The sequence below is a fragment of the Aeromonas dhakensis genome, assembly GCF_000820305.1.
GTDB classification, from domain to species: Bacteria; Pseudomonadota; Gammaproteobacteria; order Enterobacterales; family Aeromonadaceae; genus Aeromonas; species Aeromonas dhakensis.
The window spans coordinates 44,575-55,797 of the sequence record NZ_CDBH01000031.1; the positions used below are offsets into that span (position 1 = coordinate 44,575).

At 64.1% G+C, this 11,223-nt stretch carries 10 protein-coding genes and 1 tRNA gene; 4 read left to right on the forward strand and 7 right to left on the reverse strand.

Translation table 11 applies throughout. The features are described from left to right. Positions 1–108: 108 nt before the first annotated feature. Positions 109–813, forward strand: a complete 705-nt coding sequence (locus tag BN1143_RS07560) for an SDR family oxidoreductase (protein ID WP_042050170.1) — start codon at positions 109–111, stop codon at positions 811–813. Between the two features lie 60 nt (positions 814–873). On the opposite strand, the gene BN1143_RS07565 is transcribed toward BN1143_RS07560, so the two are convergent. Further along, on the reverse strand, positions 874–2,007 hold the full coding sequence (locus BN1143_RS07565; RefSeq protein WP_042050171.1) for an agmatine deiminase family protein: 1,134 nt from the start codon (positions 2,005–2,007) through the stop codon (positions 874–876). 155 nt (positions 2,008–2,162) lie between these two features. Between BN1143_RS07565 and BN1143_RS07570 the strand changes: the two genes are divergently transcribed. Then, positions 2,163–3,056: a LysR family transcriptional regulator gene (locus BN1143_RS07570; RefSeq protein WP_042050172.1), complete on the forward strand. Its 894-nt coding sequence runs from the start codon at positions 2,163–2,165 to the stop codon at positions 3,054–3,056. A gap of 69 nt (positions 3,057–3,125) precedes the next feature. Next, complete coding sequence (dhaR, locus tag BN1143_RS07575; protein ID WP_197069852.1) at positions 3,126–5,036, forward strand: dihydroxyacetone kinase operon transcriptional regulator DhaR; 1,911 nt, start codon at positions 3,126–3,128, stop codon at positions 5,034–5,036. Positions 5,037–5,125: 89 nt separating this feature from the next. On the opposite strand, the gene BN1143_RS07580 is transcribed toward dhaR, so the two are convergent. The 5 genes from BN1143_RS07580 to BN1143_RS07600 all read right to left on the reverse strand — a co-directional run bounded on the left by BN1143_RS07580 (position 5,126) and on the right by BN1143_RS07600 (position 10,387). Further along, positions 5,126–6,208: a glycerol dehydrogenase gene (locus tag BN1143_RS07580; protein WP_042050174.1), complete on the reverse strand. Its 1,083-nt coding sequence runs from the start codon at positions 6,206–6,208 to the stop codon at positions 5,126–5,128. 152 nt (positions 6,209–6,360) lie between these two features. After that, positions 6,361–7,077 (reverse strand): dihydroxyacetone kinase phosphoryl donor subunit DhaM, encoded by a 717-nt coding sequence (dhaM, locus tag BN1143_RS07585; protein ID WP_042050175.1) that lies wholly within the window; start codon positions 7,075–7,077, stop codon positions 6,361–6,363. A gap of 2 nt (positions 7,078–7,079) precedes the next feature. Then, complete coding sequence (gene dhaL / locus BN1143_RS07590) at positions 7,080–7,709, reverse strand: dihydroxyacetone kinase subunit DhaL (protein WP_042050176.1); 630 nt, start codon at positions 7,707–7,709, stop codon at positions 7,080–7,082. A gap of 9 nt (positions 7,710–7,718) precedes the next feature. After that, positions 7,719–8,789 carry a dihydroxyacetone kinase subunit DhaK gene (gene dhaK, locus BN1143_RS07595; RefSeq protein WP_042050177.1) on the reverse strand — a complete coding sequence of 357 codons (1,071 nt, stop codon included), beginning with the start codon at positions 8,787–8,789 and terminating at the stop codon, positions 7,719–7,721. Between the two features lie 239 nt (positions 8,790–9,028). After that, positions 9,029–10,387 carry an NCS2 family permease gene (locus BN1143_RS07600; RefSeq protein ID WP_010635854.1) on the reverse strand — a complete coding sequence of 453 codons (1,359 nt, stop codon included), beginning with the start codon at positions 10,385–10,387 and terminating at the stop codon, positions 9,029–9,031. Between the two features lie 225 nt (positions 10,388–10,612). Here BN1143_RS07600 and BN1143_RS07605 point away from each other — a divergent pair, with 225 nt between their 5' ends. After that, a complete protein-coding gene (locus BN1143_RS07605) occupies positions 10,613–10,945 on the forward strand; it encodes a cupin domain-containing protein (RefSeq protein WP_017783793.1) in 333 nt (110 codons plus the stop codon). A gap of 92 nt (positions 10,946–11,037) precedes the next feature. Here BN1143_RS07605 and BN1143_RS07610 read toward each other — a convergent pair. Continuing rightward, positions 11,038–11,114: transfer RNA gene (locus BN1143_RS07610), tRNA-Asp, on the reverse strand. Positions 11,115–11,223: the final 109 nt, after the last annotated feature.

Below are 11,223 nucleotides of genomic sequence, written 5' to 3' on the forward strand. Positions count from 1 at the left end.
AACGCTTTCCGCCAAATCCGAACCAAGGTTCGAGCCAACCCCTTTCTCCCCCTGTTCCCTCTCGCTGCCGCCCACCACAATGGCGCCACCATTCAGGAGGAACAACAGATGAACGAACTGAGAGCAACCCGCGCCCTGATCAGCGGCGGCGCAAGCGGCATTGGGCTGGCCATCGCCGAGGCGCTGGCTCGGGAAGGGGTGGAGCTGGTGCTGGCCTCCCGTCGCCACTCCCTGCTGGAGCAAGAGGCTGCCCGCCTCTCGACGCAATACGGGGTAAGAGTCCTGCCTCTGGTGCTGGATGTCTGCGATGCTCCCCAGGTTCGAGCCCAGCATGCCCGGGCCAGCGCACTGCTCGGCCCCATCGATCTGCTGATCAACAACAGCGGGGTCGGCAGCGATTATCTGGTGCAGGATCTGCCGGAATCGGAATGGGACAGAGTGATGGACACCTGCGCCAAGGGCAGCTTCCTGCTGACCCAGGCTTGCCTGCCGGACATGCTGTCTCGGCGCCACGGCACCATCATCAACATCGCCTCCCAGGCCGCCAAAAACGGCTATGCGAGGGCCAGCGTCTACTGCGCCGCCAAATTTGCCGTCTTGGGGTTTGCCAAGGCGCTGCGAGAAGAAGTCCAGCATCAGGGCATTCGGGTTCACACCCTCTGTCCCGGCCTGGTCCAGGTTCCACCACCGGCCTGTGCTGATGAGCGCAAACCCGGTTGGTTGCAGGTCGGGGATCTGGCCGAGGCCGTGCTCTACACCCTGCGTCAACCCGCCCATGTGCAGTTGGACGAGATCGGCATGACAGGGATCTGAGGACTGCTGAGAGGCAAACAGGGGCGCCGAAGCGCCCCGTCAGCTCATGGCAAGGGAGTATCAGTTTGGCTGGTGCAGGGTGATGCAGTGAATGCCGCCGCCACCGGCGGCCACCGGATCGATATTGATCTGCACGATGTCGCGGCCGGGGTAGAGGCGGGCCAACAACTCGTGGCAGTAGCGGTCGGCCGCCTTGTCGCCAAACTCGGGGGCGATCACCGCACCATTGATCGACAGATAGTTGATATAACCGGCGGCAAAGTCGCGGCTGCGACTGAAGCGGTTGTCCCGCCCATCGAGCGGTGGCGGCAGCACATGCAGTTCCAGCTTGTTGCCGTCCGCATCGGTGGCCTGTTTGAGGATGGCCAGGTGCCGGCGGGTCACCTCGTAGTCGTGGGACTGGGGGTCGTTGTCCAGATTGACCACCACCACCCCGGGGCGTACAAAGCGGGCGTAGAAATCGATGTGGGCATCTGTGATGTCACGGCCCTTGATGCCGGGCAGCCAGATGATTTTGCGCAGCCCCAGATTGGCTTTCAGCTCCGCCTCCAGCTGTGCCTTGCTTACCCCCGGATTGCGGTTGCTGTTGAACCAGCAGCTCTCGGTCAGGATGGCGGTCCCCTTGCCATCCACCTCGATGCCACCCCCCTCACCGGTCAGCTTGCTCTGCAGATATCGGGCATCCGCCTGCTTGCTGACCAGCTCGGCTACCCCCGCATCCTGTTCGTGCTCCTGCTTGTCGCCCCAGCCGTTGAAGTTGAAATCCACCAGCCCCAGCGCCCCTTCGCCGTTCTGGACGAAGACGCCACCGGTATCCCGCAGCCAGATGTCGTCCAGCTCGGAGACGACAAAGCGGGTGTTCTGCTCGCCGCAGAGCTGGCGGGCCAGCGCCTGTTCGGCTGCGCGGCAGAGCACGTTCACCTGGGTATAAGGCACCATGGCCTGCACCAGCCGGCCTATGGTCGCCTGCACCTCTTGGTAATCGCGGCCCCAGATGGCCGCGCTGGCGGCAAAGGCGACCCAGACCCGGGTCTGAGAGGCGGCCTCATCGGGCATATGGAACGGCTCGCCGCTGGTGGCGGTATCTTCACCTACGTTGTTGCTGGCTGCACTGACCTTGCCCGGCAGGTTGCCGAGCCCGGCCAGCGCGCCGATGGCGGCCAGCTGTTTCAAGACGTTGCGTCGGGATGACATGAAAAACTCCTTGGATGATCGCGCTATTGTCCGTCGATGAGTGGCCGAAAATGACAAGCGCTGTTAATCAATCTGCGTTGAGTAATAGACTATCTGCTGTATGGGTGGCTAACAAACGATCGATTTTCGGTAAAAGTGATAAGTGGAGCTAATCAATGGTGTTCAAGCAGTGGCCCCCGCTCAACGTGCTGCGGGGCTTTGAGGCGGCGGCCAGACTCGGCAGTTTTCATCAGGCAGCGCAGGAGCTGCACCTGACCCAGTCCGCCATCAGCCAGCAGATCCGCTCGCTGGAAGAGCTGCTGGGCCAGCCGCTGTTTCACCGGCAGGGGCGCTCGGTCACCCTCACCGATGCGGGGCAGGATCTGCTGGAGACCACCCAGAGCGTGCTGTTGCAGCTGGCGATGGGGATCCAGCGGCTGGAGCAGTACCGCAAACCCAACCAGCTGGTGCTCAACACCAGCACAACCCTCGCCCGCCACTGGTTGCTGCCGCGGCTGGGGGCGTTTCATCGCGCCCATCCCGAGGTCGATCTCTGGCTGTTCACCAGCGACGAAGAGCCCGACATGGCCGAGCAGACCATCGATCTCGCCCTGCGCTGGGAGCTGGCTCCCCAGGCCGAGTGTCGCCACCAGCTGCTGCTGGCAGACCGCCTGTTGCCGGTGGCCGCCCCTTCCGTGCTGGCGTTGCCTGCGGCAGAGCGCACCACATTGCACGGGGAGCGGGAGCTGGACTGGCACCACTGGACCCTCAAGGGAGGGGAAGATCTGCATCTGCAGACCCGGGGGCTCAACTTCTCCGATCCCGGCCTCTTGCTGGACGCCGCCTGTCAGGGGCTCGGCATCGCCCTGGTGAGCGAGCGGCTCTCCCGTCCCGCTCGTCAGCAGGGGCAGCTGTTGCCGCTCTCCACCCACAGGGTCAAGGGACCGCAGTGGCATCTGCTGGTACATCAGGAGAGCGAGACCATGCCGGAGTGCCGCACCTTCTGTCGCTGGCTTGAGTTGCAGTTTGCCGACCCCGCACCCGCCGAGGATGGTTTGCCATCCCTCTGAGGCAGGTCACTGAATCGGGCCGGCAAGGGTGGTTAAATGGGCGTTCGTCTCTTTTTGCCGGATCTTGTCGTGACCATCCTGTCCGCCTCCATGCAGCCAGCCCGGGACTGGCCTGACTATCTGCAGGCCTCCTGGCTGCGCTGCGCTCACCAGACCAGCGCCACCCTCTGGCATCCGCCCCACAGCGCCAAGGGGCAGACCCTGCAAAGCCTGCGCCAGCGCAAGCGCGACCTGCTCACCACCGGCGAGATGGCCCTCGAAGATCTCTACGAATTCATGGAGGGGCGCCCCTGCGCCCTGCTGCTCACCGACGAGAGTGGCTGCCTGCTGACCCAGACCGGTCACCCCGACACCCTGCGCGAGCTGGCGGCGCTGGGGTTTGGCCCCGGCGCCTTTTTCAGCGAGGGGCGCATCGGCACCAATGCCATCAATCTGGCGGCGCTGGAGGGAGTGCCGCTCTGCGTCAGCGGCCCCCAGCACTTCAACCAGACCCTGCACCCCTGGCACTGCTGCGCCAGCCCGGTCTACAACAGCAACGGCCGTCAGGTCGCCATCATGGCGCTGACCTGCAAGGTGGAGGAGGCGAGCGCCGGCGATCTGGCGCTCACCGTCAGCGCCGGGCGCGAGCTGGCCCACCTGCTGCAGATGGAGACCCTGATGCAGGAGTCCCAACATCACCTGAGCGAGCTCTACGCCCTGCTGGACGGCATGGATGACGGTGTACTGGCCTGGGATCCGCAGGGCCGGCTGCGCTACCTCAACGCGCTGGCGGCCAATCGGCTGCGGCTCGATCCGGCGCTCTGCCTCGGCCAGCCGCTGGAGCAGCACCTGCTGCTGCCCCAGCGGCTGCAGCTCGCCATCAAGGGGCAGACTCCACTCAGCCATGTGGAGGTGACCCTGGAGAAGCTCGGCGCGCAGGAGGGGGAGTTCATCAATGCGCTGGTGAGCCTCAAGCCACTGCCCGGGCCGGACGGGGTCAGTTTTATCGCCCTGCTGCACCCGGTCGATCGGCTGCGGGCCATCAGTCAGCTGCGCCAGACGGTGCCCGAACTCTCGGCGCTGGTGGGCGAGTCGAGCGCCATGCGCAAGCTGCTGCGTTACGCCCGGCAGGCAGCCCAAAGCCAGGGCCCGATCCTGCTGCGCGGCGAGGAGGAGGTGGGCAAGGCCCAGCTGGCGGAGGCGATCCACTTCGGCAGCGAACGGGCTGCCGGGCCGCTCATCACCCTCAACTGTCAGGCCCTGCCGAGCGAGCGAATGGCGCTGGAGCTGATGGGCTCTGACGAGGCGGGACAGGAGCGGGCCGGCAAGTTCGAACTGGCCCACGGCGGCACGCTGGTGCTGGAGCAGGTGGAGTGCCTCTCTGCCCCCATGCAGGCGGCGCTGCTGCAACTGCTCAAGACCGGTCGCCTTCAGCGCTTCGACTCGGCCCGTATCCTGCCGCTCAAGGTGCGGATCATCGCTACCAGCAGCGCCGCGCTGGAGCAGAAGGTGCAGGAGGGACACTTCGGGCGACAGTTGCTCTATGCGCTGCAGGCGTGTGAGTTATGGCTGCCGAGCCTGCGCGAGCGCAGCGCCGATCTGCCCGGCCTCATCAGCCAGCAGCTGGGGGCGCAAGGACGCGAGCCGGTGCGCCAGTTCAACCCGGCGGCCCTCGATTGCCTGCTCGCCTACCCCTGGCCCGGCAATCTGGGGGAGCTGCGCAGCGCCATCGAGCATGCCCTGCTTCATGCCGGTCAGGGGCCGATCCCGCCGGAAGCGCTGCCCGCCGCCATTCGGCACGGTTATCAGCGGGTGGCGGATGAGGTGGTGGGGCAGCCGCGGCTCACTCTGGCCGAGCTGGAGCACCAGGCCATCTTGCGCTGCGCCCATGCCTGCAAGGGGCAGGTGAGCCAGATGGCCCAGCAACTGGGGATCGGCCGCACCACCCTCTGGCGGCGGCTCAAACTGCTCGAGATCGATCCTGCCGACTACCACGGCTGACGCCGGCCTGAACCATTGCATACCGGTTCGCAGAACATAGAAAAGGCCCCGCAGATGCGGGGCCTTTTCTATGGCAAGCTGGCTGGTCGTTACAGCCCCAGCTGGTGGGCGGTGACGATGGCCGCCAGCACGTCCTCGGCGGTGACCTTGAACGGCATGTTGTGGATGGTCTCCCCTTCCGCAGTGGACGCCTTGGCCACCTCCATCAGGCGCGCCATGTCCAGCTCCTTGACCCCCATCATATGCAGATTGGTCGGCAGGCCGATGGAGCGGCAGAAACCCAGCACCGTCTCGATCTCCGCCATGGGGGCGTTCTCCAGCACCAGCTGCACCAGGGTACCGAACGCCACCTTCTCACCATGATAGAGGTGGTGACACTCGGCCAGCTGGGTCAGGCCGTTGTGAACGGCGTGGGCGGCGGCCAGCCCGCTGCTCTCGAAGCCGATACCGCTCAGATAGGTGTTGGCCTCGATGATGTTCTCCACCGCCTTGGTGCAGAGCCCCTGCTCCACCGCCAGCTTGGCCTTGTAGCCATCGGCCAGCAGGGTCTTGTAGCAGAGCTCGGCGATGGCCTGGGCCGCCAGGGTGGAGGCACCACCGGCCATGGTCTGGCAACCGGACACCTTGTTGGCGCGCGCCTCGAAGTAGGTGGAGAGCGCATCCCCCATGCCGGAGACCAAGAGCCGCACCGGGGCGCGGGCCACCACGCCGGTATCCATGATGACCATGTTGGGGTTGGTCGGGATCATCAGGTATTCGCTGAACTGCCCTTCCGGGGTGTAGATGACCGCCAGCGCGCTGGTGGGGGCATCGGTGGAAGCGATAGTCGGCACTATGACCACCGGCACCTGCTGGTAGAAGGCGACCGACTTGGCGGTATCCAGCGTTTTGCCGCCGCCGATGCCGATGATGACGTCAAACGGCGTCTGCTTGCAGCGGGCCAGCAGACGGTCTATTTCGGGGCGGGAGCACTCGCCGTTGAAGCAGTCGAACTCGGGCTGGATGCCTGCCCCGTGGAAGCTGGTGGCCACGGTATCGCCCACCAGCTTGGTGACGAAGGCGTCGGCCAGGATCAGCGGCTTGGCGCCGAGTGCCTTGACGTAGTTGCCTATGTTGGCGAGGGCCCCGTTGCCTTGCACGTATTTGCTGGGGCTGATGATGATGCGGTCCATATTTTATCCCTCTCTCTTTATTTCGTAAGACTTCTTTTGAAACTAAAGGAGGCGAAGGGGCGGCAGTGCCGGGGACTCCTTCGTCTTTCACTTGCATGACAGTGGCGCTGTGCAGGCTCGGCGAGCGAGCACAGCGCCTTGAAGCCGGCAGGTCAGTCGCCGAAGCGATCCGCTGCCAGTTGCTGGAAGCAGGCCAAGGCGGCCTCGGCATCCTCCCCGCGGGCCAGCAGGGTGAGCCGGTCCCCCTGGCGCACGTCGAGCATGGTGAGCCGGGTCAGACTGCGGGGGTTGGCCTCTTTGTCCCCCTTTTGCAGCTTGAGCTCAGCGGCAAAGGGCTTGAGGGCGGCCACCAGTCGGGCGGCGGGGCGCACATGCAGGCCGTGAGGGTTATCCACCACCACCTCGCAGCGCAGCCAGCCGTCGTCGGCAACGGGGGCCGTCTCGGTGGCGGCCTGCGCCGCGCTGGCTGGCAGCATCGCCTGTTTCGGGCCCAGCGCGCCGAGCGCCTCGGCGGCCACCTCATCCAGCGTCAGGCCAGAACCGGCCGCCACCACGGCGGCCAGGGTGCCCTCGACCAGCGGGGCCGGGCAGAGCCGCACCCGGGCACTCAGCTCTGGGGGCAGCAACTCGAGGGCGGTCTCGGCACTCAGCAGGGCGCTGCCGAGATCCATCAGCACCAGCACGCCGCTGCCGTCGTCCGCTTCTTCAATCGCACTCATCACGGCGATGGCGTCGGTGCCGATGGGATGGTCGGGGTCATCGACCCCGGCCGCCAGCAACAGTTTCGCCGAGCTGCCGAGCTGATCGGCCAGCGCTTTCAAGCCGGCCGCCAGCATGGCGCTGTGAGAGACCACTACGATTCCGATCATGTCTACAACCTCGCTCTGTCACGCAGGGCGGTCAGCAGCAGCAGGGTCGAGGTGGCCCCGGCATCCTGATGGCCGATGCTGCGCTCGCCAAGATAGCTGGCGCGCCCCTTGCGAGCCTGCATCTGGATGGTGGCCTCGGCGCCAGCCGCGGCGGCCGCCACCGCCTTGTCCAGCGCCTCGGGCAGCGGCAAGCCTTGTTGTTCCGCCTGCTGCAGGGCGGCCAGGGCAGGCCACCAGGCGTCGCACATGGTCTTGTCACCCGGCTCGGCGCGACCGCGCGAGACGATCCCCTCCACCCCGTCGCTCAGCATCTTGCCAAGCTGGCCGAGGGTCAGACTCTGGCAGGCGTCGCTGCTGGCCGCGGCCCGGATAAAGAAGGTGCCGTAGAGCGGGCCGCTGGCGCCGCCGACCGAGGAGAGCAGGGTCATGCCGGTGGTTTTCAGCACCTGGCCGATGTCTTTGTCTGCTACCGCCGGCAGCTTCTCGGCCACCTTGGCGAAACCGCGCTGCATGTTGAGGCCGTGGTCGCCGTCGCCGATGTCGGTATCCAGCGCAGTGAGGTAGTCACGCTGCTCGGTGAAGATGTGCTCGCAGTCGAGCAACCAGTTGACGATTTGATGCTTGCTTAACATGAATATTCCTCAGCAGCCGCGGCGTAGGGCGGGGGTGTGAACGGGGGCATCCCACAGGGTCATCAGTTCGTCATCCACCTTGAGCAAGGTGATGGAGATGCCGGTCATGTCGAGGGAGGTGCAGTAGGGGCCGATAAGGTTGCGCACCAGATGGATGCCTGCCTCTTCGCACAGGGCGGTAAGACGGCCATAGACGCCGTAGAGCTCGGAGATCGGGGTGCCGCCGAGGCTGTTGACCAGTGCGATGACCCGGTCGCCCTTGTTGAACGGCTCGATGAAGGTGTGTTCCTCCTGCCAGCTGCCGGAGGCTCTGTCCCAGTGACGCAGGGTGCGACCATAGGGGGTGTTGTCGACCAGCTCCTTGAACATGTCGTCCACCAGGGCGTTGAGGTCGTTGAAGGGGCGACGTTCGATGCCCGGCTCGCCGTGGATGCCGACGCCGAACTCCACCTCGTTGTCCGCCAGGGTGAAAGAGGGCTTGCCGGCAGCGGGAACTGTGCAGGCATGCATGGCTACCCCTATGGTGCGGCTCTGGTTGTTGACGCGACGGGCCAGCGCCTCGCAGCGCGCCAGATCATAGCCCGCCTCGGCGGCGGCACCGACCAGTTTCTCGCACAGCACGGTCGTGGCAACGCCACGGCGACCGGCGGTATAGAGGCTGTCTTTCACCGCCACATCGTCATCGATGAGGGAGAACCCCACCTTGATGCCATCGCCGTGCAGCAGCTCGACCGCAGTCTCGAAGTTGAGCACGTCGCCGGTGTAGTTCTTCACCAGAAACAGCACGCCAACACCGCCGTCAACCGCCTGACCGCACTCATACATCTGATCCGGAGTCGGCGAGGTGAAAATCTCGCCGGGGCAGGCACCATCCAGCATCCCCTTGCCCACCAGGCCACCGTGCATCGGCTCGTGGCCGCTGCCACCGCCGGAAACCAGCGCCACCTTGCCCATCACGGGAGCATCGGCACGGGTGATGAAGTGGGGCTCGATACGCACCTTGAGCTCGGGGTGGGCGGCGGCCATCCCCATCAGCTGTTCACGGACCACGGCATCGACGGCATTGATCAGTTTCTTCATGGCTCACTCCTTGGCTTGCCACCGCTCGGGTGGGCAAATGGTTGATGGAGCCAGTCTAACGGCAGAAAAGAGGATAAAAATGACGGGCTGTTTGGTTCGGATTTGAAACAGCAGAAGAGGGGTTGGCGTTTCAATCTGAAACAGTGCAGAGCAAATAAGAGGAAAACTGTTAGCCGTCTCACAGCCAATAAAAAGGGCCCCGCGGGGGCCCTTCGCTACAACAGCAATAAGCTGACGGGTTAGATGGCCCAACCACCGGCATAGAAAACGACCAGCGCCACGGCGATGATGACGGTGCCGATGTTGAGCTTCTTCCACTCGGCGGCAAACAGGCGGCCGATCACCAGGGCCACGAAGCCCAGCATGATGCCGGTGACTATGTTGCAGGTGAGCACGATGAAGACGGCGCACAGCATGCCGGAGAGCGCATCTACCGAGTCGTTGAAGTCCAGCTTGGTGACATTGCCCAGCATCAGCAGACCGACGTACATCAGCGCCGGTGCGGTGGCGTAGGCCGGTACCAGATAGCTCAGCGGGGAGAGGAAGATCATCAGCAGGAACAGCACGCCGACTAGGGTGGCGGTCAGACCCGTCTTGCCACCGGCGGCAGTGCCTGCGGCGGACTCGATGTAGACGGCAGCCGGTGCACCACCGACGGCGCCTGCCACCATGCTGCTGACGGAGTCGGCAGTCAATGCCTTGCCTCCACTGATGATATGGCCACGCTCGTTGATGAGGCCCGCCTGACCAGCCACGGCACGGATGGTGCCGGTGGCGTCAAACACCGCGGTCATCACCAGCGCCAACACAGTGGGGATAACCACCGGATTGAGGGCACCCAGCAGATCCATGCTACCTACCAGAGAGCCCTTCTCGCCAGTCAGGCTCGGCATGGCGAAGAAGCCCTGCCAGGTCACTTTCGGGTCGAAGATGAGGCCGAGGATGGAGATGGCGATGATCACCATCAGGATGCCGCCCGGCACCTTGCGACGCTCCAGACCAAAGATGGCGGCCAGACCCAGCACCGTCATGATGACCGGGAAGGCGGTGACTTCACCCAGTTGTACCGGCAGACCGGCTCCTTCGTTCTTGATCACCATGCCGACGCCGTTGGTGGCGATCAGCAGCAGGAACAGGCCGATACCGATGCCGGTGCCGTGGGCGATGCCGGAGGGGAGGTTGTCCAGGATCCACTGGCGCACACCGGTGACACTGATCAGGGTGAACAGCACCCCCATCAGGAAGATGGCGCCCAGCGCCACCGGGATACTCAGCCCCTGCCCCAGCACCAGGCTGAAGGCGGTAAAGGCGGTGAGGGAGATGGCGCAACCGATGGCCATCGGCAGCTTGGCCCACAGCCCCATCAGCAGGGAGCCGAAAGCGGCGATCAAACAGGTCGCCACAAACACCGGCCCCTGCTCAAAGCCGGCAGCACCCAGCATGTTCGGCACCACTATGATGCTGTAGACCATGGCCAGGAAGGTGGTCAGCCCCGCGACCAGCTCCTGGCGCACGCTGCTGCCGCGCGCAGAAATGGAAAAATAAGAGTCCAGAAAGCCGCCGTTCCCTGATTGGGCGGCCATATCTTGCTTTGCCATAACTAATCCTGAAAGTGTGAAGGAAATCGTTTGCGTGAATGGCGCGCAAAATAGCAAGAATTTATCCGGATTGCAGCGATTTCCCTGATTTTTTCATCAAAATCACAGGAAATGTTCTCGTTCGGGCACAGATATGACGGGTTCAGGCTGCCCCTCTTCCCCTGCGAGCGTGAACGACCCACCTATACTGCAGGTACCATTCACGCCGCCAGACGGGAGATACCCATGCACACCCGCAATTTGCTGAACGATATCCCCTCGCCACTCCCCACCGAACTCTTTCAGGATCTGGTCAGTACCAATCACCTGAGGATCGAGCGCATTCTCTCCCACGGCCATCAGACGGCCCCCGGCGAATGGTACGATCAGGACGAACATGAGTGGATCCTGGTGGTGCAGGGCGAAGCCAGCCTGCTGTTCATCGATCCGCAAACTCAGCAACAGCAGCTGGTCCAGCTGGGGCCGGGAGATCACATCAATATCCCTGCCCGCCAGAAGCACAGGGTCGAGTGGACCCATCCCGACACGACCACCGTCTGGCTCTGCGTGTTTTACTGAGTCGCGTGAGGAAAAAGAGGCAATTCGGGGGAAATGAGGACGGTGTCGGAAACGAAAAAAAGCCCAGTCTTTCGACTGGGCTTCTTAAATAGTGGCGGAGCGGACGGGACTCGAACCCGCGACCCCCGGCGTGACAGGCCGGTATTCTAACCGACTGAACTACCGCTCCGCATTCGGTTAGCTTTCGCTAAATCTTTTGCTGCTTCTTTATGAGGTGTCATCCTCTTTATGAGGTGTCATCCTCGCAGCCGGCCATGTCTTTCACATCACCGTTTAAT

Bases quoted from the DNA above. Each gene is read 5' to 3' on its own strand.
- BN1143_RS07560 (WP_042050170.1), top strand. From the start codon at position 109: ATGAACGAACTGAGAGCAACCCGCGCCCTGATCAGCGGCGGCGCAAGC.
- BN1143_RS07565 (WP_042050171.1), bottom strand. From the start codon at position 2,007: ATGTCATCCCGACGCAACGTCTTGAAACAGCTGGCCGCCATCGGCGCG.
- BN1143_RS07570 (WP_042050172.1), top strand. From the start codon at position 2,163: ATGGTGTTCAAGCAGTGGCCCCCGCTCAACGTGCTGCGGGGCTTTGAG.
- BN1143_RS07580 (WP_042050174.1), bottom strand. From the start codon at position 6,208: ATGGACCGCATCATCATCAGCCCCAGCAAATACGTGCAAGGCAACGGG.
- dhaM (WP_042050175.1), bottom strand. From the start codon at position 7,077: ATGATCGGAATCGTAGTGGTCTCTCACAGCGCCATGCTGGCGGCCGGC.
- dhaL (WP_042050176.1), bottom strand. From the start codon at position 7,709: ATGTTAAGCAAGCATCAAATCGTCAACTGGTTGCTCGACTGCGAGCAC.
- dhaK (WP_042050177.1), bottom strand. From the start codon at position 8,789: ATGAAGAAACTGATCAATGCCGTCGATGCCGTGGTCCGTGAACAGCTG.
- BN1143_RS07600 (WP_010635854.1), bottom strand. From the start codon at position 10,387: ATGGCAAAGCAAGATATGGCCGCCCAATCAGGGAACGGCGGCTTTCTG.
- BN1143_RS07605 (WP_017783793.1), top strand. From the start codon at position 10,613: ATGCACACCCGCAATTTGCTGAACGATATCCCCTCGCCACTCCCCACC.